General features: G+C 69.2%; 23 protein-coding genes and 4 pseudogenes. 12 read left to right on the forward strand and 15 right to left on the reverse strand.

Annotated elements, in window-relative coordinates:
* Positions 1-13 precede the first annotated feature (13 nt).
* Positions 14-757, reverse strand: a complete 744-nt coding sequence (locus tag ACF1AL_RS35960; RefSeq protein ID WP_391780868.1) for a DUF6597 domain-containing transcriptional factor — start codon at positions 755-757, stop codon at positions 14-16.
* A 64-nt stretch (positions 758-821) separates the two neighbouring features.
* Here ACF1AL_RS35960 and ACF1AL_RS35965 point away from each other — a divergent pair, with 64 nt between their 5' ends.
* The gene (locus ACF1AL_RS35965; RefSeq protein ID WP_391780869.1) at positions 822-1,391 is read left to right on the forward strand and encodes a TIGR03086 family metal-binding protein; all 570 of its coding nucleotides are present in this window, start codon (positions 822-824) and stop codon (positions 1,389-1,391) included.
* A gap of 327 nt (positions 1,392-1,718) precedes the next feature.
* On the opposite strand, the pseudogene ACF1AL_RS35970 reads toward ACF1AL_RS35965, so the two are convergent.
* Positions 1,719-1,845: pseudogene (locus tag ACF1AL_RS35970) on the reverse strand (AAA family ATPase); the annotation flags it as partial.
* A 768-nt stretch (positions 1,846-2,613) separates the two neighbouring features.
* Here ACF1AL_RS35970 and ACF1AL_RS35975 point away from each other — a divergent pair.
* A complete protein-coding gene (locus ACF1AL_RS35975; protein WP_391780870.1) occupies positions 2,614-4,332 on the forward strand; it encodes a HEAT repeat domain-containing protein in 1,719 nt (572 codons plus the stop codon).
* Positions 4,287-4,739 (forward strand): hypothetical protein, encoded by a 453-nt coding sequence (locus tag ACF1AL_RS35980; protein ID WP_391780871.1) that lies wholly within the window; start codon positions 4,287-4,289, stop codon positions 4,737-4,739. The genes ACF1AL_RS35975 and ACF1AL_RS35980 overlap by 46 nt, the downstream gene beginning before the upstream one ends.
* 191 nt (positions 4,740-4,930) lie before the next feature.
* Here ACF1AL_RS35980 and ACF1AL_RS35985 read toward each other — a convergent pair whose 3' ends face one another.
* Positions 4,931-5,161, reverse strand: a complete 231-nt coding sequence (locus tag ACF1AL_RS35985) for a hypothetical protein (RefSeq protein WP_391780872.1) — start codon at positions 5,159-5,161, stop codon at positions 4,931-4,933.
* A 426-nt stretch (positions 5,162-5,587) separates the two neighbouring features.
* Positions 5,588-6,526 carry an AraC family transcriptional regulator gene (locus ACF1AL_RS35990; protein ID WP_391780873.1) on the reverse strand — a complete coding sequence of 313 codons (939 nt, stop codon included), beginning with the start codon at positions 6,524-6,526 and terminating at the stop codon, positions 5,588-5,590.
* 106 nt (positions 6,527-6,632) lie between these two features.
* Between ACF1AL_RS35990 and ACF1AL_RS35995 the strand changes: the two genes are divergently transcribed.
* Positions 6,633-7,661, forward strand: coding sequence for an aldo/keto reductase (locus tag ACF1AL_RS35995; RefSeq protein WP_391780874.1), 1,029 nt, complete (start codon positions 6,633-6,635; stop codon positions 7,659-7,661).
* Positions 7,662-8,450: 789 nt separating this feature from the next.
* On the opposite strand, the gene ACF1AL_RS36000 is transcribed toward ACF1AL_RS35995, so the two are convergent.
* Positions 8,451-9,353 (reverse strand): DUF3626 domain-containing protein, encoded by a 903-nt coding sequence (locus ACF1AL_RS36000; protein WP_391780875.1) that lies wholly within the window; start codon positions 9,351-9,353, stop codon positions 8,451-8,453.
* A 186-nt stretch (positions 9,354-9,539) separates the two neighbouring features.
* Between ACF1AL_RS36000 and ACF1AL_RS36005 the strand changes: the two genes are divergently transcribed.
* The 3 genes and pseudogenes from ACF1AL_RS36005 to ACF1AL_RS36015 all read left to right on the forward strand — a co-directional run.
* Complete coding sequence (locus ACF1AL_RS36005) at positions 9,540-9,839, forward strand: hypothetical protein (RefSeq protein WP_391780876.1); 300 nt, start codon at positions 9,540-9,542, stop codon at positions 9,837-9,839.
* Complete coding sequence (locus ACF1AL_RS36010) at positions 9,823-10,017, forward strand: ketopantoate reductase C-terminal domain-containing protein (protein WP_391780877.1); 195 nt, start codon at positions 9,823-9,825, stop codon at positions 10,015-10,017. Before ACF1AL_RS36005 ends, ACF1AL_RS36010 begins: the two co-directional genes overlap by 17 nt.
* A gap of 399 nt (positions 10,018-10,416) precedes the next feature.
* Positions 10,417-10,756: pseudogene (locus ACF1AL_RS36015) on the forward strand (HNH endonuclease family protein); the annotation flags it as partial.
* Positions 10,757-10,994: 238 nt separating this feature from the next.
* Here the strand turns inward: ACF1AL_RS36015 and ACF1AL_RS36020 are convergent.
* Positions 10,995-11,141 (reverse strand): hypothetical protein, encoded by a 147-nt coding sequence (locus tag ACF1AL_RS36020; RefSeq protein WP_391828563.1) that lies wholly within the window; start codon positions 11,139-11,141, stop codon positions 10,995-10,997.
* A gap of 13 nt (positions 11,142-11,154) precedes the next feature.
* Between ACF1AL_RS36020 and ACF1AL_RS36025 the strand changes: the two are divergent.
* A pseudogene (locus ACF1AL_RS36025) lies at positions 11,155-11,244 on the forward strand (IS630 family transposase); the annotation flags it as partial.
* 87 nt (positions 11,245-11,331) lie between these two features.
* Here ACF1AL_RS36025 and ACF1AL_RS36030 read toward each other — a convergent pair.
* The 3 genes from ACF1AL_RS36030 to ACF1AL_RS36040 form a co-directional block, all read right to left on the reverse strand.
* Complete coding sequence (locus tag ACF1AL_RS36030) at positions 11,332-11,874, reverse strand: DUF1707 domain-containing protein (protein WP_391780878.1); 543 nt, start codon at positions 11,872-11,874, stop codon at positions 11,332-11,334.
* Between the two features lie 509 nt (positions 11,875-12,383).
* Positions 12,384-13,868, reverse strand: a complete 1,485-nt coding sequence (locus tag ACF1AL_RS36035; RefSeq protein WP_391780879.1) for a protein kinase — start codon at positions 13,866-13,868, stop codon at positions 12,384-12,386.
* Between the two features lie 250 nt (positions 13,869-14,118).
* Complete coding sequence (locus ACF1AL_RS36040; protein ID WP_391780880.1) at positions 14,119-14,559, reverse strand: transposase family protein; 441 nt, start codon at positions 14,557-14,559, stop codon at positions 14,119-14,121.
* A 476-nt stretch (positions 14,560-15,035) separates the two neighbouring features.
* On the opposite strand from ACF1AL_RS36040, the gene ACF1AL_RS36045 reads away from it, so the two are divergent.
* The gene (locus tag ACF1AL_RS36045; protein WP_391780881.1) at positions 15,036-15,614 is read left to right on the forward strand and encodes a dienelactone hydrolase family protein; all 579 of its coding nucleotides are present in this window, start codon (positions 15,036-15,038) and stop codon (positions 15,612-15,614) included.
* 213 nt (positions 15,615-15,827) lie between these two features.
* Here ACF1AL_RS36045 and ACF1AL_RS36050 read toward each other — a convergent pair whose 3' ends face one another.
* The 3 genes and pseudogenes from ACF1AL_RS36050 to ACF1AL_RS36060 all read right to left on the reverse strand — a co-directional run bounded on the left by ACF1AL_RS36050 (position 15,828) and on the right by ACF1AL_RS36060 (position 16,975).
* Positions 15,828-16,004 (reverse strand): hypothetical protein, encoded by a 177-nt coding sequence (locus ACF1AL_RS36050; protein WP_391780882.1) that lies wholly within the window; start codon positions 16,002-16,004, stop codon positions 15,828-15,830.
* 166 nt (positions 16,005-16,170) lie between these two features.
* Positions 16,171-16,284: pseudogene (locus tag ACF1AL_RS36055) on the reverse strand (DUF4235 domain-containing protein); the annotation flags it as partial.
* A 154-nt stretch (positions 16,285-16,438) separates the two neighbouring features.
* Positions 16,439-16,975: a GNAT family N-acetyltransferase gene (locus ACF1AL_RS36060; RefSeq protein ID WP_391780883.1), complete on the reverse strand. Its 537-nt coding sequence runs from the start codon at positions 16,973-16,975 to the stop codon at positions 16,439-16,441.
* Between the two features lie 181 nt (positions 16,976-17,156).
* Between ACF1AL_RS36060 and ACF1AL_RS36065 the strand changes: the two genes are divergently transcribed.
* The 3 genes from ACF1AL_RS36065 (at position 17,157) to ACF1AL_RS36075 (ending at position 18,586) form a co-directional block, all read left to right on the forward strand.
* Positions 17,157-17,597 (forward strand): hypothetical protein, encoded by a 441-nt coding sequence (locus ACF1AL_RS36065; protein ID WP_391780884.1) that lies wholly within the window; start codon positions 17,157-17,159, stop codon positions 17,595-17,597.
* A complete protein-coding gene (locus ACF1AL_RS36070) occupies positions 17,584-18,045 on the forward strand; it encodes a hypothetical protein (protein ID WP_391780885.1) in 462 nt (153 codons plus the stop codon). Before ACF1AL_RS36065 ends, ACF1AL_RS36070 begins: the two co-directional genes overlap by 14 nt.
* A gap of 130 nt (positions 18,046-18,175) precedes the next feature.
* Positions 18,176-18,586, forward strand: coding sequence for a hypothetical protein (locus tag ACF1AL_RS36075; protein WP_391780886.1), 411 nt, complete (start codon positions 18,176-18,178; stop codon positions 18,584-18,586).
* A 35-nt stretch (positions 18,587-18,621) separates the two neighbouring features.
* On the opposite strand, the gene ACF1AL_RS36080 is transcribed toward ACF1AL_RS36075, so the two are convergent.
* The 3 genes from ACF1AL_RS36080 to ACF1AL_RS36090 form a co-directional block, all read right to left on the reverse strand.
* Positions 18,622-18,897 carry a hypothetical protein gene (locus ACF1AL_RS36080; protein WP_391780887.1) on the reverse strand — a complete coding sequence of 92 codons (276 nt, stop codon included), beginning with the start codon at positions 18,895-18,897 and terminating at the stop codon, positions 18,622-18,624.
* 27 nt (positions 18,898-18,924) lie between these two features.
* Positions 18,925-19,284, reverse strand: a complete 360-nt coding sequence (locus ACF1AL_RS36085; protein WP_391780888.1) for a hypothetical protein — start codon at positions 19,282-19,284, stop codon at positions 18,925-18,927.
* A gap of 201 nt (positions 19,285-19,485) precedes the next feature.
* A complete protein-coding gene (locus ACF1AL_RS36090) occupies positions 19,486-19,692 on the reverse strand; it encodes a cold-shock protein (protein WP_391780889.1) in 207 nt (68 codons plus the stop codon).
* Positions 19,693-19,941 lie beyond the last annotated feature (249 nt).

Here is a 19,941-nt window from a genome sequence, read left to right on the forward strand (position 1 = left end):
AGAAAACGACCTCTCAGTACCGCTGGGCGTACCAGGTCGGTGGCTCGCCGAACATACTCTTGAAGTCGCGGATGAAGTGGCCCTGGTCGGCGTAGCCGAGGTCCGCCGCCAGCGCGGCCCAGTCGATCGTCCCGCCGGCGGCCATGTGTGCGGTCACCTCGTGCAGGCGGTAGCGGCGGATTACCCACTTGGGCCCGATGCCGACGTACTCCGCGAACAGTCGTTGCAACCCCCGCACGCTTAGTCCCAGCTCAACGGCGAGGTGTTCGACCCTGGTCACGCCCTTGTCCTTGGCGATCAGCCCGACCGCGGCGGCGGCCTGGCGCACCCGGGGGTCGTCGTCCGGCAGGTGTTTCAGCAGGAACGCATCCATGGTCGGCACGTCGAGCGTCGTGGGCAGGTCAGGGCCGAACACCTCGGTCGCCGGGACGACTCGGTCGGTGATCGTCGAGACGGAGGCTCCGAGGAACGGGCGGAAGCATCCCGGCCGGAACGCGACGCCGAAGACGTGGTCGCGGCCCTCGAGGACTTTGATCTGGTAGCCGCTGCAGACGCCGTTGATGTCCGCGCGGCCGCCACTGAACGACAGGTGCACGTTCGGGTACGGCACGATCTTCTGCCGGTAGGGCTCGGCATAGTCCCAGCGAGCCTGCCAGTACCGCTCCACCCATGGCGCGAGCGCCGGCGATGGACTGTGGAACGCGTGGCGCTGATACCTGGTCCACGCACTCCGCAGCTCACGAATGTCCCGCCCCACATGGCAGAGTGTATGTCGCCTTTGTTCAATACGCCTCCGGTCCACGGCGTCTAGCGTCGCCGCCATGTCACACCTTTCCACAGCGGCCGAGGCCATGGCCGCAGTCGCCCACACCATCACCGACGACCAGCTCGCCAACAAGACCCCTTGCACGGAGTATGACGTGCGGGCACTGGTTAACCACCTCCTGTTCTGGGGCCCCTCGCTCGCCGGCGCCGGTCGCAAGGAGTCCGTCCCGCAGCCGGCGGCCACCGAGTCCGATGTCGACCTGACTGCCGGCGACTGGCGCGGCCGCCTGCTCACCCTGCTGAACGACATCACATCGTCGTGGGCGCCGCCGAGCGCCTGGGAGGGCGAGACGAGCATGGGCACGCCGCACATGCTGCCCGCGCCCGTCATGGGCGCCATGATCGTCGGCGAGCTGACCGTGCACAGCTGGGACCTGGCGGCCGCGACCGGGTACCGGCTGGACCTGCCCGCCGACCTGCTGGCGCATCTTCACGACACGATGTTCGCCGGCGTTGAGCAGGGGCGGGAGATGGGCCTGTACGGACCTGAGGTCGTGGTGCCGGCCGACGCGCCCGCCTTGGACCGCATCCTCGGCCTGACCGGCCGTGATCCCGCCTGGACGTAGTCTCGACTCCAGCTCCGAGCAACGACGGCGCCCGGACCCCGTCGCGCCGCCGTCCCGGCATCGGCACTGCCCCGTCCCGCCCTGCCGTTACGGCGCATCGGCCTGTACGCCGCTCGCTGCTGCTCTTGCCTTGGCCGTCCCCTGGACGCTGTTCTTCCTGATGCCGTCCTCTGGGGAGGAGGTCAACGACCTCCTGTTCGCTGTGCTCTCCGGGCTGGTCGTGGGACTTGTCCTCGGCTTCACGGCTGCCTCAGAGCGACTCCGGCAGCGCCGGCTCAATCCTCTGGGGTAAGGGACGGATCCCCCGGATGCTGGGACGTGCGCAGGTCAGCCGGCCTTGACGGGCTCCTCGGCCAGGGCTTGGGTGGCGGCGAGGCGGTAGGAGTCGGTGCCTCTCGATGTTCGTGCCGTTGAAGGTCAGGCGGTCGACGAGGGCGGCGCAGAGCCGAGGGTCTCGTTGTCTGCGCCGCTGCTCGCCGCTCTTGCTGCATGCGGCAGTTCAACCAGGCCCGCAACCAGCCCCATCGCAGCGTCATCCTCAGTCCCAGCCAACCCGCCGACCCGCGTGCGAATTCACGCCCAGCCCCGCGAGCGCGGCGAGTGGTCGGTGTCCAGCCGGCCTCTCCTCGATTTCGTGTTCGAAATCCATAAGCCCCGCTTCACGGTCACCGCCTTGGCCTCACCGTCGACCACGATCCCTGCGCTGTGAACCCTTGGCTCCGGTCGCCTTCTCGCTCCACTCACTGCGCAAGGCCGCGTTGGAACGCCTGCTGCGCCTTGCTCGGGCCCTTTGTTCGTCCGCGGGGCCGCTGAGGCGGAGCAGGGGTGTCAACTGATCGTTAGCCCCTACGCAGACCAATGGCCGACGCTCGCTGGCGTCTGGGACACGCCGAAGGGCGCCGACTGCGAGGTTGGCTGCGCCGCCTCGCTCCGGCAACTGCTCCATCCGGAGGTTGCGCCGGCACCAACTTGGCCAGGCCGCATGCTGTGCGGTCACCCACGCGCCGCGGTCTCACCCTGCCCAGCCCTCAGGTGGCGGCGGGAAGTGCGGGGCGGGGCGGTCGGCGGGGGCGGGTGCGCTTATCGGCCGCTCACCGTGGCCGCCTCGACCGAGGGAGAGCAGCCGGTGATGCGCGCAGCGATGCCCCGTTGGTCCTGGCCCATGCCCACGGTCTCGTACCGTCCCGTCCCGGTGTCAGTGCCGCCTGGCATGGTTCTGATCATGTTCGACGGACTTCATGACATCGACTGGGCGTCGATGGAACACGCCTACGGCTCGGCTGAGGAGGTACCGGCGCTGCTGTGGGCGCTGCGTTCCCCGGAGGCCCAGGCACGCCGCGAGGCCCTCGACCGCTTCTACGGCGCGGTGCACCACCAGGGCAGCGTGTACCCGCCCACGGCAGCCGCTCTGCCCTTCCTGCTGGAGCTGGCCAACGACAGCGCCACGCCCGAGCGGGCCGCCGTCGTCGCGCTGCTGGTCAGCATCGGCCGGGAGTCCCTCGAGCGGGGCTTTGAGGACGACGGCACCGAGATCGAGTACTACCCGCCGATGGGCTGTGCGCAGGCCGTCGCCTTCCTGCGCGGGCGGGGTGCGCAGATCGCCGAACTCGCCCGCGACCCCGACCCGGACGTGCGCCTGGCAGCGATACCTGGGCTCGGGCTCTTCCTCGACGACATTGACCGGGGCGCCGCCATGCTGCGCGAGCGGCTGGCCGCCGAGCAAGGTATCGCGGCGCGACTGCAGATCGTTCAGGCGGCGGCCACCCTGGCCTTGCGCCTGCCGGCGGCCGCGCACCAGGTGATGGACTGGCTCTTCGGGCTCGCCTCAGATCCGGCCCAGGGCCCGGTGACCCGGCTCGCGGCCCTTGTCCAGCGGGCCCGCTGCGCCCCGGACGAGATCGGCGAGGACGTCGTACAGGCAGCCGTCGGCCTGCTGCGCGAGACCGCCCGCGCCCTACCCGTGCGGCCGATCCCACCGATCCCGAGCTGCCCGGCGGCACCCACGGACAACGTTGCGCCCCAGATCGTCGCCGCCTTCGAGGATCTCGACCACCGCACGCGCGTGTACGCACCGACCACGGCCCTGCTGCGTACGTTCCACGAAGCCCTGGGCGCCCGGGTGCGAGAGCGCACCGCATTGCTGGCCGAGCAGCTGAGCAGCCCCGATCCCGGCTCGGGCCTGGATGCGGTCCGTATGAGCGGGGAGCTGATGCGCACCTGGCGCGGGGACCACACCCGGCTCCTCCTGCTGGTCGCCGACCAGCTGACCACGGCCGACCACGAGGTCGCCGCCGAGGCCGCGGCCGTTCTGGAGTCCTGCCATCCGATCGCCGCCCCGGCCCGGGAGGCACTCGCCACGCACATCGACGCCCACCACGCGGCGCACGGCCCAGGCGTATGGACCGCGCCCGAGGCGCGGTTGCGCAGAAGCCATCAGGAGGCCGTCCGGGCCTTGGCGCGCCTTGGCGACGCACGCGCGCTGCCGAGTCTGCTGGCCGCGCTGGACGGCGACGTCGACGCCTGGCGCGCGATCCAGGTCGCAGGTCACCTGCCGCAGGCGGCAGACCAGTTGGTGCCCCGGCTCTGCGACCACCTGCACCGGATCGATCTCTCCCAGCAGTGGACCGAGATGAGCGCCAACGCGATCCTGGCCGCCCTGGCCGCGCTGGGCGACCCGGCCGCGGTTCCTGCGCTGGTGGACACGCTCGGCACCGCGGTGCGCCATGAACACCACGGCGTCACGCAATCAGTCCTGAAGGCACTGGCGGCGTTCGGGCCGGCGGCGACCGGCGCGCTGGACACGATCCGGTCGCTTAGCGCACCGCCACCGATGCGCACGTACGGCCTGCCGCTGTCGCCGCGCTGTGGGCCGTCGACGGTGACCTGGGAGAGGTCATGCCGCTCCTGCTCGGCCTCCTCGACGATCCGATCACCTTCCTGATCAGTGACGCGGCTGATCTGCTCGGCGAAATGGGACCGCCCGCCTCCGTCGCCCTGCCGCGCCTGCGCCGCCTTCTGACGCACGACTACGAATGGGTCCGGGTGCCTTGCGCGGCCGCGCTCTGGGAGATCGGCGGCCAAGCCGAGGCACCGGCCGTCCTGGACACCCTGCTCCAGGCCTGGGCGAAGAACCCCGCGACGGCCAACCGCGTCGTGGCCTGTCTGAACCGCATGGGTCCCCTGGCGGCACCGGCCCTGCCCCTGCTCCGCGAACAACTGGCCCTGCCCCGACGCGGCGGCAGATTCCAGAGCATCGACCATGACGAGGAACTCCAGCGGGTCAGCCGCACCCTCATTGCCCGGCTTGATCCTCCAGCGCCGTCAGCACCCAATCCGCAAACGGCCTGAGGCCGCGGCCTCGGTCTCTCACCCGATCTGACGGCAGCTGACCGGCAGGTGTTTGAGGACCTGTGCACCACTTCCGGCTGGCCCTGCGCACAAGGGTCGGCGTTCTCGGCCCTGCGGCCGCGGCAGCGAATGGGGGGGGCTCGCACCACCATGGACCTGTGAGCACACTCGAAGCGAGCCGGTAAGCCAGCTCAGGCGGCGGGGGTCGGCTCCTCGTCGGCGCGGCCGCCGGCGCCGAGCGTCCGGCGCGAGGCCTGGGTTGTCGCCTGGTGGGCGCCGAGCACGCCCCGGGCCCGCAGCTCGTCCAGGTCGGGTAGGTGGACTCCGGGGAGGGAATCGAGGAGGTCGGCCTGGGCGGCGCTGATCTGTGCGGGAGCCGAAGGGCCGGTACCGAGGTTGCGGCGGGCGTTCACGGTGGTCATCGTACGGGGGGCTCGTCCTACAACTGCGGAGCCTGGCCGCATTCCCGTGTGCTGGCGCTGCCCGGCTCGGGTCCATCTTGCTGCTGCAGCCGTGGAGCCCGCTGACGGCAGGCCCGCGCCCCCGGCCCGTCGGCTGGCGTGGTTCCGGCACCAATGGAGTTGCCTGTTCAACCACCTTGCGCACTACAAGTCACACGGGAGGGGTGAGGACGCATGCTCCTTTCCTCAGGAACCTGGTCGGCATGAAAACCTTCGCGGGTTGTGACCGTTGAGCCGCCCAGCAGGCGGGGCGGCCGACTGGTGCGCGTTGATGGAACGCCGGTCGGGCAGGCCTACGGCCTGTGGGATCTCCCGCCTTGATGGTGTGGTCCAACGGCCGCGGGCGGCACGCCTCGGCGCGCGCGCTCCGCTCGGGGCTGACCTCCGCTACCGGCCTGCGATCGGAACGGCTTCCTGACGCATGCGCTTCCGGTAGCGCTGAGGGGACTCCCCGACGATGCGTTTGAACGCTGTGCTGAACGCGCTCTCGGAGCCGTAGCCCAGTTCTGCGGCGAGCGCCGCGACACGGGCGTCGCCGTTCCGCAGCGCGCGTTGGGCCAGCAGCATGCGCCACCGGCCCAGGTAGGTGAGCGGCGGTACACCGGCGGCCTCGCGGAAGCGCTCCGCGAACGTGGTCCGGGACATCGATGCAGCGCGCGCCAACTCCTGCAGCCCCCAGTCGTGTTCGGGACGGCCGTGGAGCAGGTCGACGGCGGGGCGCAGGCGCTCGTCGACGAGCAGGCGCAACCAGCCGGCGGGCAGGGAGGTCTGGTCGGCATAACAGCGCAGCACCTCCAGCAGGAGCAACTGGCCGTATTGGCGGATCGCGAAGGCCGAGGCGAGCCGGCCGCCGGTCGCCTCGTCGAAGAGGCGCAGCAGGGCGGCGAGCAACCGGTTTCCCTCTCCGGTGTCGGAGGACCGGATGTGGGCCACTGGTGGAAGCGATTCCAGCAGGAGCGTGCGGCCGGCCTCGTTCATGCCGACGCACCCGCCGATCACGACATCGTCGACGGAAGGGTCCGAGCCCGCGAAGCGGGCGGTGGAGAAGTCCGACTCCGGCTGGACCTCGTGGCGCGGCTCCACGCCGGCCTCGAAGGCCACCCACGAGCGCCCGGTGAGGATGGCCACGTCACCCGCCACGAGGTCGATCGGTTCCGTGACGCCGTCGGTGGTGAGCCGGGCATGCCCGCTCACCATCGCGAAGAACTTGACCGGATCGGCCAGCGGGCCGCGCGCCCACCACCCGCCGCGGGCCGCGATGCCGCCGGTCAGCACGCTGCGCACCTCGACCAGGTCGAGTGCCTCAGAGAGTCGGTCTGCTTCCATGTCCGTACTCTCGCGCAAGAAATCGGGATTCACAATTATTCCCCGTCCGGCATGCGGCAGACAGGCTGGTGTCAGCCACCCAGCAGCACGACCTGAAGGAGACACCATGCGCTACCGCAGCCTCGGCCGGACAGGGATCAAGGTCAGCCCCTACGCCCTCGGCGCGATGATGTTCGGCGCCCTGGGCAACCCCGACCACGACGACTGCGTCCGCATCATCCACCGGGCACTGGACGCCGGCATCAACCTCGTCGACACCGCCGATATGTACGCCCACGGCGAGTCGGAAGAGATCGTAGGCCGTGCGCTGAAGGGACGACGGGCCGACGTCGTGCTCGCGACCAAGGCCCGGAACCCGATGAGCGACGAGCCGAACCACCAGGGCGCGTCCCGGCGCTGGCTGGTGCGCGCGCTGGAAAACTCGCTGCGCCGCCTCGACACCGACTACGTCGACATCTACCAGATCCACCGCCCGGACCCCGACACGGACATCGAGGAGACCCTCGCGGCCCTCACCGATCTGCAGCGGGCCGGAAAGATCCGCACCTTCGGCACGTCGGCCCTGCCGGCCGGCGACATCGTCCGGGCGCACTGGGTCGCCGAGCGGCGCGGGCTGGCCCGGCCGCGTACCGAGCAGCCGGTCTACTCGATCCTGAACCGGGGCATCGAGCGCGAGGTCCTCCCCGTGGCGCAGGAGTTCGGCATGGGCACCCTGGTCTGGTCACCCCTCGGCGGCGGCCTGCTGACCGGGCGGTACCGCAAGGGCCAGGAGGCCGCGACGCACCGGTCGAAGTACGGCTTCAGGCACCTCACCGACGACCGCCGGCTCGACGTGGTCGAACAGCTCATCCCGCTGGCTGAGGAAGCCGGCATGCCGCTCACGCATCTCGCGATGGGCTTCGTGCTCACTCACCCGGGCGTGACGTCCGCCCTCCTCGGACCGCGGACCATGGAACACCTGGACGACCTGCTTGCGGGCGTCGATGTCACCCTCACCGACGACGTGCTGGACCGAATCGACGCGATCGTGCCGCCCGGCACCGACACTGGCACGCTCGACATGGCCTACCAGCCGCCGGCCCTCCAGCGCCCGGAACTGCGCCGCCGCCCGGCCGGCGAACGCTCGGCGGCATGACGTCCGCACCGGCGGGTGCCTCCGACCCCATGGCTGACGACCCTGGGACCGCGCGGGACCGTGCGCGTCAAGTGGGGTGGCACGCGTGGACCGGCCCGGTGGCGCGCCGCTCTCCGCCCGGCGATGAGCGGAGCGACGCAACCGGCACCCTGCAGGTGACCGCCTTGTCACCAGTGGTCCCTGGTTTCTCCCCATCCCCCCGTGGAGACCAGGGGCCACCCGCGACAGGATGGACGGATGACGGCTCAACTGTGCTGTGACCACGCCTTTTGGCACCGGCCTCGGGACCTCCGCTCAGCGCATCAGCGCGGCGCAGGCCACGGGCGCGAGGCGTGGGAGGTCCGGCCCCGGCCGCTGACGCGGTCGACCCGCGCCGCCAGCAGCACGAGCAACAGCGCCCGCAGCCCCGGTCCAAGACATGGCATTACAGCCGTTACGCGGAGCGCCGGGACGCTGACACCAGCTGCGGTCAAACCGGCCAGGCAGCCACGGCGCCGCCGCTGAGGAGGTGAGTCCTCCGATGATCAGGCCGATGACGACCGCGATCAGAAGAACGACGGCCGTGGGGAATCGTCAGGAACGGGGCCGGCCCTCGCACCGTCGGCACGGGCGGGTGGCGCCCGCGCCGCGCCGGTGCAGGCGCCCCTGGAGCCCCTCGAACGTCAGCCGCCTGATCGCGGCAAGGACAGCACGATCGTCAACTCGCAGACGGCCACCGCCCTGCGGCCTTGTGCGGATCGGTGTTCTCACAGCCCGGAACAACTCCCACAACCCTCCGGCACCAGTCCCTCAACGAAGCCCATCGAGTGCAGCCCCCTCCGTCGGGACCCGACTCACCGAATCGTTGACGGCCTTCCCTGGCGCCCCGAAACGCGCGAGGTAGTGCCACACCTTCTTGACAGCCTGGGGGTCATAGTGGCCGGCATGCGCTGCCTCCCCGACGATGCGCGGATTGAGTACGCCGTCGACGGCGATCTGTGCGCCCAAGTCGACGTACTCCTGACCGCGGTAGCCGGGATGACGGAGGAGTTCTGCGACATGGAGCCGGAAGCCCGGGTGCCACTCCACGGGGCAGCCCAGGCGCAAGGCCGCAACCTCCACAGCCGTCCCTCGATAGCAGGGGTCGAGGACCAGCGCCTCGGCGTGGCAGTCCGGTCGCACAGGCCCGTGGACCTGCGCCTCGATGTAGTCGTCAAGGACGTCTTGGCGATCGGCGAGGGCAACCTCGATGAGCCCCATGCGGGCCGCGACACCGAAATCCGAGGGTTCAAGGAAACTGTCCGGGTAGCAGAACGTGGTCCGCGTCAGCGTCTCGGCCGTCAGCCGAAAGTGGGCGGAGCCGAACCGCGGTGCCCCGCCGACAGGCTTGCGACGGAAGTTCAACGCCCCGTAGACGGGCCGCTCATGAGCGTCTGCGTGGTCGTAGGCCCCGTCGAAGATCCGGCTCTCCCAGCGCCACCGGTCGCCACCGGGATATGCGGTCAGTCCGCCGTTGCTGGTCCCCGTGACGAACTGTGAGCGGTAGACACCGTCCTCGGCCATGGCATCCAGGATCGGCTTGCCGTGCAGTAGCCGGTCTGGGTGGAAGTTGAGGGTCACCCGCAGCGTCGGGTCCATCGGAGGGCCCGACGCCAGTTCCGCGACATGGCCGAGGGCCCGTTCCTGTGGTGTCTGGGAGTCTGCGGAGCTCATCCGCACAGTGTTCCTCAAGCTGATCAACCGTTGCATGCGAATTGTCTACCGACAGTTCGGCCATGCGGGAGACGGAGCTGAGGCACCTCCTCCTCGCTGCTCGACGCCGCAGGCCGCTACTCGCTCTCCTCCGACGGGACCACCCAGTACGTCGGCGACTTCGGCGACGGCAGCGGCTCCCGGATCGTGCTCCAGCGGCCGCACGGCGCCGCCGCGCTGTGGGGAACCAAGCTGTGGAAGACGGCCGCTGCGGCGGGCAAGGTCAACTCCTACGACCTGGTCACGAAGGTGACCACTCCCGACGTCGACCTCGGCTCGGGCTGTGTGCCCGGCGAACTGCAGGCCCTCGCCCGCTGGCTGTACTGGGCCTGTCCGGGCGGCGGCAAGGAAGGGGTGTACGACCAAAAGCTGAAGCGGAGTGTCGCCGTGGCGACGGGCGAGGCGGCGCTCGGCGCTTCAGGGCGGGGGAGTGGGCCTGGCCGGTGATTCTCCCGGCTCGGCGTTCGCCACCTCCCTGTACTGCGGCTTCCGCCACAACCCAGCCACCGAAGTTGAGCCGATCACCGGTGGCCTGTGCCGGGTCGCGGCCCAGCACGGCGTGTCCGTACCGCTGCTGCGAGCGGCGGCCGTACGGCTGCGTGTTCACGAGGCAGGTCTCGCCTGACGCGCCGCCGCGACACGACGGCGCCCGACTGGCACCGGCCAGCCTCAACATTCGCGATCGGCATCGACGAGCAATAGCCAGAGGCCTCGTAGTCAGTGGCAAGGGGCCCGATCGCCTGAGGCCCTCCCGGACTCAGTGGCCGTAGGCGCTGCGGCAGAGGGAGGCCGCCTGCGGGACGACGTGGTCGGCCCGGGCGCACAGGTGTGGCATCTCCTAGACCGGTGCGCGCGGTGGCGCGAGATGCGGACGGGTGCTGGCGCCCAGCGCTGGCGTGCGCGGTGGCGTGGACGTGGGAGCACCGGACGGTCGAAGCCGTGCCGGTCAGCGAAGGCCAGCCATCGCGAGTGTCTACTCGCGGGTGAGCAGCACTGACCACCACCGCGGGCTGCTCTCCACCCGCCGCGCGGTCTGGACATCGACCACTTGGTCCCGCTAGCCGAGGCCTGGGACTCCGGCGCCTCGACCTGGTCGGCCGAGGAGCGGGAGGCCTACGCCAACGACCTGGGCGACGACCGCGCGCTGATCGCGGTGTCGGCCGCATCCACCGGTCGAAGGCGGATCAGGATCCCACGACGTGGCTGCCGCCGGCCGAGGGTTACCGCTGTGAGTACGTCACCGACTGGGTCGCCGACAAGATGCGCTGTTGGCCTGAGTATCGAGGCCCAGCGAGGAGTCCGTCCTGTCGGAGAACCTGAGCCGCTGCCCGAACGCGCCGCTCACCGTCACGCTCGCCCGGTAGCCGCTGGCGACGGCGAGGCCGCTGGTGTCGCGCGCAAGTGCAGGGCGCGGCTCCGCAACCGCGGCCGTGCGGGGTACCAGGGCCAACTCCCATGGCGCAGGCCTTCACACGCGGGGACCGCACGGGTTGATGCCCTTTTCCTGTTCCGGCCCGCGCCAGACAGGGCGCTTCTGCCGTCATCACCGAGTCCAGCCCAAAGGAACGGTGAGCGGAGAGTGGTTGCCAGGCCAGGGAGGCCCTACTGGAGGCGCTCGGCGCCCTGCGCGAACACGAGGAAGCCGCCGAGCACGGCTGGGTGCTGCTTGGCGCCCTGCGCCCCGCTGGAGAGGCGGGCGGAGCTGTCCGTATCTAGAGGCGGTCCCGTGCGGTAGGCGGCCCGGCGCACCGGGCACGGCCATGATGTCCTGGCCGCCGAGCGCAAGGAACGCGCTCGCATCCGAAGTCAGAAAGGCATCCGCTGGGGAGGACGTCCTTTCAAGGCCGTAGCCTGGCCAACCCGCGAGCTCATGCCGCTACGGCACCAGCTGTCAGCGGTGACAAAGCGCCGCAGGTGTGGTCGTGGTGCCGATGGAGCCTCAACGCCGGGCGTGGCGGATCTTCAATCGTCCGAATCCCATGGTCCCGGAGATGCGAATCTTCGGTCCGGCGGGGCGGGAACGCCGTGGGGCTTTGTAGCGCAGGTCTTTCCACTCAGTGCGCAAACCCTCGGCGTCGATGACCGCGTCGCGAGGCACTGTGATTCTGGCCCGGCCGGTTCCGAGCTGTAGCTCAATGTCGACGACCGGATGCTCGATTATCGCCCGGGACAGATCCAGGCGCACCCTTCCGTAGGCGGACTCGACCCTGAGGAACCGAGGCACCCGCCATGCGCCTCGTCGCTGGATCCGTCCGCTGGCAGCGGCGATCGTTGACGTGGTGTCCGGCTGCTCCTCCGGGAGGGAGGCCAGAGCCGACACAACCTCGCTGTGCGCCCTGGCGGTGAGCACCTGGTGGAGGCGTTCGTCCAACTCCTCGTGGGAGATGAGCCCTTCGGCGTACGCCTCCTGCAGGCGCTGTACGGCTGTATTGCGGGCGTCTTCGCCGATCAGCGGCGGCGTCTCTTCCGGTAAGGGGGCCACCGCTTCACCCTACTGCCGTGCCGATGATGCGGGTGCGTCAAGGTTCGTCGAGGCAAGGCATCCGATGAGGAAGCCGACTGCTCGCCACCAACACCTTGATCGTCCAACCCGGCAGACGTATGCGGTCACAGTCACTAGGCGCCCGCAAGGCCGCGCAGCGGCGTGCGGCGCGTGGCCTCTCCAATTCAGGGCGGGGGGCAGAGCGCCGACCGCCGCGAGCCCCTGCGACGTGACCTGCTCCGCAGTCCACGGACCGATCGCTCCGCGCCTTGTGACGGGCCGCGCCGACCGGCGCCCCGCCCCCGCCCTGAGCCCCTGACCTGGCAAGACACGCGAGAAAGAGGTGCGTTCCGGCGGGCGTCTGCCGTTGTCGAGCCAGAGGGGGCTGCAGTGGTGCAGGGCCGCTATGGATCCGCTTTCCGCGGAGGTTCACGGGCTCGGTCAGGTCGGCATTGTGCGTGTGCACAAGGGCTGCTGGATCAGAGTGGAAAGCAGCACGTCAACGGCCGCTAACCGGCTTTGGTGTGCGACTCGTAGGTTTCGAGCACATGCCGGCTGGAGCGGGTGGCGGAGTGGTCGGGGCCGAGGATGCGAGCCAGGTCTGCGACTACACCGGCCATCAGCTGCTTTCCTTCACTGTGCTCCCCGGCTGCGTAGACGAAATCCGCGTGCAGGTGCCGACTCCAGAGAGTGGAACGGTGGTCGGGGCCGAGGACCCGAGCCCGGTCCAGGGCGTTCTGCGCCAACAGCTCGGCGGCCTCCGCACAGTCGCCGGCTTTGCCGAGGAAGAGCGCGTGCAGTTGTCCGCTTCGAAGGGTTTCCTCATGGTCGTCCCCGAGGATTCTCCTTCGGTCGGCGAGCACGCCAGCCATCAGCCGTGCCGCCTGCGCGGGCTGCCCGGCGATGTCGAGGTAGAACGCCTGCATGTGGCGGCTCTGGAGGGTGTCCGGATGGTCCGGGCCGAGGAGCCGCGCCTGTTCGAGGGCCAGCTGCTCCATCTGCCGCGCCGCATCTGCCGGATCCCTGTCGCGCTCGTTCTGCCGCACCCGGGTGTACCCAAGAGTCAGCTGCTCGCGTGTCGGCTGGGCCTCGGCGGCCGATCGCGGGCCCGAGTCCCGGAGGCGATGGCGTGGGAGCAGCTGGGTTACGAGGGTGGGCCATGGCGTGCCGTTGGGCCACTGTTCGGGCGGCTGCCAGGCGCCGGTGACGGCCCGCAGGACCTCGGTGGGGGTGGGCCGGTCGGCGGGTTCCTTGGCCAGACAGGCGGCAACCAGTCCGCGAAGTGGTGCGGGGACACCGTCGAGCCGCGCACTGTTGTGGACGATGCGGTGCAGCATGACCACAGGCGGGCCGCCGCCGAACGGACTCTGTCCACTGGCAGCGAAGGCGAGGACAAGGCCGAGCGTGAACACGTCACTGCTGGGGCCGAGGGCGTCGCCGCCGATCTGTTCGGGCGACATGAACCCGGGTGTGCCGACGACCACGCTGTCCGGGGTCAGGGTTGCGTGATCGAGTGCGCGGGCGATACCGAAGTCGATCACTCTCGGGCCGTCGGCGGCCAGCAGCACGTTGGCCGGCTTCAGATCGCGGTGCACCACCCGGACGGCATGGATGTCCTGCAGGCCCTCGGCGAGACCGGCGGCCAGCGGCCACAGCGACTCCAGCGGGAACGGTCCGCCCTCAGTCACTGCCTCGGCCAGGCTGGGGCCCGGCACGTAGACGGTCGCCAGCCATGGCAGATCGTCCTCCGGCCCGGCACCCACCAAGGGTGCTGTGAACGCGCCGCTCACCGACCGGATCGAGGCCACCTCCTGGGCGAACCGCCGCCGGAAGTTCTCCTGTCGCGCCAGGTGTTCGTGGACCACCTTGACCGCCACGGCCCGGCCGGACGGCGATCGGCCGAGGAAAACCCTGCCCATCCCGCCCTGCCCCAGCCGCGCCCGCAGCGTGTAGGGGCCGATCTGCTGTGGGTCGCTGGTGCCCAGATCCTCCATGGCCGCCCCCGCTTCTTCCGCACTGTGCGCGCGATGGTAGCGCCGAGGACCAGAGCGGGAACAGTGGCAGCAGCGGCCCGCGGGGGGTGGGGGTGTGGCGCGCCCCTGCTGGCTGAAGGCCTGCGCTGCGGGTCTGCACGCCTTGTGAATGCAGGGCGTTGGCCTGCGGCGCGGAGCATGTTCGCCCGGCTTCCCCGCCGACAGGGAAGCCGGGCGGTGGCGCAGGCTATCTGGGCGTGTCTGAGGGCCGCTAGCAGTGTGCTGGAGATCGGCTTGCCCGGCTCGCTTCATCCTGCCGGCCGCCGGCACGGCCCGCCAAGGCGAGACCGACCGCGGCCAGCGTCGCCCGCAGCCGCTCGGTCCGCCGACCGTGCCGACGGGTCAGGCCGGGTAGGCCGGGTAGCTGCTCGACGAAGGTGCGGCGGGTGCACCCCGCATTCCCGCAGGCGAACCGGCGGACCCTCAGCTGAAGAACCACGCTTCGTTCGGCGCTCGGCACATCAGCGGGAAACCGCAGATAGGAACCATGAACCCGGTTCGACCAGACCTCGCATGCCGGACAAGCGGCACCGTTCGCAGTGCATTCCGCGTCGACCCGCACCATCGCGATGCTCACATCCACCGACAGCACCGCAGCGTCCGCGATCGACGGGAACAACAGCTCCTTCAACCGGAGCACGATCTCTTCCACGGGCCCGAACTGTCATCCCGGCCGGCATGACCACGAGTCATTTCGGGCGACTTCACCTACTGCTCAAAGACGCTCAGCTGTCACTCGGCGTGGCCGCGTCGCAGAAGTGAGCCAGAACCCTTCAGGTGACAGCTTTTGTCTGCCGGTTTCGACAGCAGTCGAGGATCTCGAGGTCCGTGGATGTTCACGGGAAGCAGCAGCACGATCACCGAGGGCGTCGTTGCGCCTGAGTCCTGTGAGTTCGCGTCGTTGACGCCGCCCATGCCGAGATCCTCACCCGGCGGGCCCGTAGCAGCTGGAGGCCGTCCGCTCGAACCTGCGCTTCCGCGACCGGCGAGTCGGTGCCGTCGAAGTTCGCCTCACCGCACAGGGACCACCAGGCTGGTCCTGTCCGGCCGAGGCCCGTGGATGTCAGTGCTGCGGTCCATACTCGTGCTGCGGCGCCACCTGGGGCACCGCAGTACGAGGGGAGTGACATGGCTGAGGTGCTGGTCTTCCATCATGGACACGGGCTGACCGCCGGCATTCGTGGTTTCGCCGAGCAGTTGCGACGGGCCGGACACACCGTTCACGCTCCCGATCTGTACGAAGGGCAGGTATTCGACAGCCTCGAGGAGGGCGCCGCTTATGCCGAGAGCGTCGGGTTCGACACGATCATCGCGCGCGGAGCTGCCGCCGCCGAGGGGCTGCCTGCGGAGCTCATCTATGTTGGCTTCTCGCTCGGCGTCCTGCCGGCGCAGAAGCTGGCCCAGACTCGCCCCGGAGCGAAGGGGGCCTTGTTGCTTGAGGCGTGCGTCCCAGTCTCGGAGTTCGGCGCCACCTGGCCTCAAGACGTCCCTGTTCAGATCCACGGCATGGACGCAGATCCGTTCTTCGCCGGGGAGGGTGATGCGGAGGCCGCCCGCGTGGTCGTCGAGACGGTGACGGATGCCGAGCTGTTCCTCTACCCCGGCGACAGACACCTGTTCACCGACAGCAGCCTGCCCTCCTACGACGAACAGGCCGCGATGCAGGTCAACCATCGGGTGCTCGGCTTCCTCGACCGCATCAAGTAGGGCATCGACGACCTGATCCTGTCGGCAGGGCGGCCGTTCGCATGGGTCGATGACGAAGTCACGCGGACACGGGTCGTGCCTGGGTCGTCTCCCGTGCAGTTGGGTGCCCGGTAAGCATGACGACGATGCCGCCCCGGGCCGGCGCTGGGCGAGCAGCTGGAGGAAGCGATGCCCCGCACCATCTGGTGCGGGGCATCGTCGCATGCGCGGCGGTTACGCGCGGCGCAGACACGTCTCCGCAACCTGGCCCCCGGGCACGATCCGCCACAGGTTCCCTGCGCGGCCGCGCGCCCGGTAGGCGGGCCCGCCGTTGTCCGTGCGCGCCACAGCGACGATGCGGGAGCGGACCTGCTCGCCCTCGCGCAGGTAGTGATGGACCGGCGTGCGCATCGTGGCAACCGGCCGTCGTACGGGCCGGGGCGACGCACGGCAACGCGCTCAACGGCGCGCCAGGCCGTGGCACACGGCTTGGCCGGCGCGGTGCAAGCAGCCGTGGGAGCTCCTTCGGCCGCTGGAGCGATCAGGGCAGCAACGAGCCCGGCCACGATGGGAGACGTCAGCCGGGCCAGGTGCCGGTCAGGCGGCGGGTGGTGGCAGCGCCGGCACGGCCGACGGCGGCCTTGACTCCAGCGAAGATCGCGCCCTGCACGACGGCGGCGAGCAGCACCTCCGCTGGCTTCGTAACCGAGAGCCGACACCGTTTGTCACCGAGTTCGGGCAGCGCTTGTCGATCGCAGAGCCGGAAAATGGTGAGAACTGACACCGGCGCGAGATGGGTGAACCCTGTGTCGCCGGGCTGCGCGGCTCTTGCTGAAGGGGCCCCGTCACATAGGGAGTGAGAACAGCCGTACTGGCCCTGAGGGCCACCGGGCATCGTCGCGCAGGGGCGTCACCATGGTCCGCAGCGGCATGGTCACGACGCGGCCTTCGGGTTGTTCGACGAGTACGTCCTCGTCGAGCGGGTGCCATCCAAGGCGCTGGTAGAGCGACACGAGGAGAGGCCGACAGAAGAGGAGTGCGTGTTGCGGACCCATCGTTCGGGCGTGCTCCAGGGCAGCTGTGACGACGAGGCGAGCGAGGCCTTGACCTTGCATGCCGGGTGAGACGGCCACCCCGCCGACGCCCACCACCTCTGTCTCGGCGTCACCGATCGCAACAGGCAGTCGCAGCAGGCCGGCGTGTGCCACGAGGCGGCCATGATGCCGGATGCCGAAGTGGTCTTCTTTCGGCAGCCAGGTCAGACCGGTCCAGGCGACACCGAAGGGATCATTGCTGTTGCCAAGGATCTCCTCCTGGTCCGCGTTCGTGTACTGGGCGAGCCGCACCACAGTCGGTGCCACAGTGGATCGGTTCTCAGACATTCCCACATGATGATCTCTCCGCCGAGCACGGGCCAAGCGATTACCCAGCCGATCTGAGCCGTCCACAGCAGGGAGTTCAGGCCAAGTGGGCACGGTTCGCTTCGGACGCCGGAGCCCTTCCTCGGCGCCGTGATGATGGCCGCACCTGTTCAAGAAGGGCCACGCATGACGTCAGCCTGCGGTGGCCTCCCGTGCAGCGGCCCGGGCCTGGGTGAGAGTCAGGTTCCTCGGCCATTTCGAACGCTGCAAGGTCGCCCTCGGTGATTGCGGACGCGCCTACGGAACCAGCTGCATCCACGAGCACAGCTGCATCCGATGCCCACTCCTGCGTGCCGCGCCGACGCAACGCCCCCGCTTCGTCGAGATCCGCGACAACCTGATCGACCGCATTGCGGAGGTCGAGCATGAGGGCTGGGCCGGCGAGGCCGAAGGGCTCAAGGTCAGCCTCGCCGCGGCCAACGCCAAACTCGCCCAGCTCGACAACCTCATCACCCACCGCGCCGCGGCCACCCACCTCGGCATGCCGACCTTCCCAGACGTCGCGGGACGTCACGTCACCACCGAAGCCAGACTGCCAATGGGGAGCAGCGAGTTGGGAGAATCAAGCGATGGCCAGCAATGAGATCCGGTTCGACAGGCAGCAGCGCGAAGATCGTGGCGTGCTCGAGATCGTCCTGCGCATCGATGGAAAACTGCTCACCGAGCTGATCGACAGGTTCGAACTGGATGCCGGGATGCAGCCCGCCGGCGACGCCTACGGTGGTCTCATCCCAGAGTTCTTCCGGTTCGGCCCGTTGGAGGACCACTTCCACGGCCGGTCCACCAACGCGATGGGGCCGAAGACGCCGTTGCTCGGCTGTGAATGCGGCGAGTGGGGATGCTGGCCGCTCATGGCCCGCATCACCGCGCCCCCGAAGCTCGTGACCTGGGACTCCTTCGAGCAGCCCTACCGCAAGGCACGGGATTACACGGGGTTCGGACCGTTCCAGTTCGACCGCCACCAATACGATGACGCCTTGCGGGCCCTGAGTGCGGTGACCGGCTCCGGCGTCGGTGAGCCGCGGACATGAGCGCTAGCGGGGCCGGCCTGCTGGCTAACGGATGGAGAAGCGGTTCGTGGAGAGGTTCGAGACAGAGAGTCTGGCGCTCATGCCTGGCCAGACAGTTCAGGCAAGGGTCCTCAGCCATCACCCATGGGGCGTGATCGTCGAGATCATCGGTCACGAGAACGCCGGCCTGTCGGCCTCGATCGACATGATCCAACAGTTCTCCCGGACCACGAGCAGCCATGACGAACTACTCGCGCTCTTTCCACCTGTCGGCTCGCAGATCGATGCAGTGATTGAGCAGATCCACCGCTGGCATCCGCCGGTATCAGTTCGGCTCAGCATCCGACCCGCGGACCTGGAGTCGATGGCCTGGTGCTGCGACTTCTGTGGTGAACAGATCACGTTGAGCCCAGGTGGAGACGCCCTAATCCTGGACTCCCGCAGCATCGACGGCCCAGGAAGCCACACCGTCATCTCCCACAGGCGCTGTCTGGCCGAGCGAATCCGCCCAGAGAACACAGGAGAGCGAGCGCGAGCTATGAAGATCGGGAAGATGTGCTGACGGTCATCAAGCCGTTTCCTGCCTGGCACCACTGCTCAAAACGGAACCGACAGTCCAGCGTCGCGCAGCTGGGCCAGGGCGGCGGACATGCACTGCTGGACCGTCCTCCCGTCAGCTCGCATGCCATGCTCCAACGGGCCTCCGCTGGCGGCGAACGTCCACGCTGGCGCGTTGTCAGCCAGCCTCTCGGTGTCCATCCTGATCATGGCGTTCACACCCTGCTCGCCCAGCCACTCCAGGATCAGGAGCGTCACGTCCTCGACGCCACGATCCTCATCGATCTTTGGCCAGCGGCCTCGGTTAACCGTCATCGCCCCGACTCTATCGAGGTCCTGGAGTCAGTCGAGGGCCTCAACCGGCAAGTTCAGAGAAGAGACGCGGACGAGGTGGTTGCGGCGGAACCAGCCGATCTGGCCTTCCACCCCGCCCTTCTCATGGGCTCCTTCGAGCCCCGGGCGGCAGTACATGCTTTCGATTCCGTAGTGCGAACGAAAAGCGGTCCACCGCTCGTTCTCTACCCGCACTCTCGACAGGCCCAGCACCCGGGCGACCGCGGCCCGCAGGTTGTCATAGCGCACCCTGCCGCGGGGGACGCCGCCCAGCACGCTGAGAGTGTGGACGTGGCCTTCGAAGAACGCCTCCTGCCCGCACGAGGCGAAGATGCGGTGCACCGCCTTGCCGGAGTACGACAGGCGCACCGAGAACAGGTAGACCTTGACCTGCTCGCGTCGAACATCCGTGGTCTGGCCATGGCAAGAGCCTAACCGTTTGGCAACCGCTGTTCTTCCTCGATTGGGCGGGCCGGCAGGACGGGAGACTGGGCCGGATGAGCATTGTTGCCGCGCCGTCTCGGCAGGACACAAACGCACCGGGCGCTGTCTGGGTCGTAGTGCCGGGGGCTACAGGGGCACGACGTTGACAGCCTGTGCGCCCTGGGGACCGGCCTTGATCTCGAACTTGACTTTCTGGTTCTCCGCAAGTGACTTGAAGCCGTCGTCCACTCGGATCTCACTGTAATGAACAGGGAGTTCCTCGCCGGTCCCATCTGGGATGATGAGACCGAAGCCCTTCGCGTCGTTGAACCACTTCACCGTGCCTGTGGCCATGTCCCCTCCAAGAAAAGGCAGTTGACTGCTGTGACCGGAGCCCAACAGCGTGACGCTACTGCCCGTCACAGTGTGCCGCTGAAACATCGTCCTCCGCGCACGGTGGCGATTCCGGCCAAGCTCCGCTGCACTGACCGCAAGATCGGCATCAGTAGCTAGGCAGCGTCTTGTCGATCACGCCTCGAGCCAGATGAGCGTGCTGGCCAGGGTGATGGCGGCGAGGAAGCGGTCGGGCAGCTTGTCGTAACG

Source organism: Streptomyces sp. NPDC014801, from assembly GCF_043082085.1.
GTDB lineage: Bacteria > Actinomycetota > Actinomycetes > Streptomycetales > Streptomycetaceae > Streptomyces.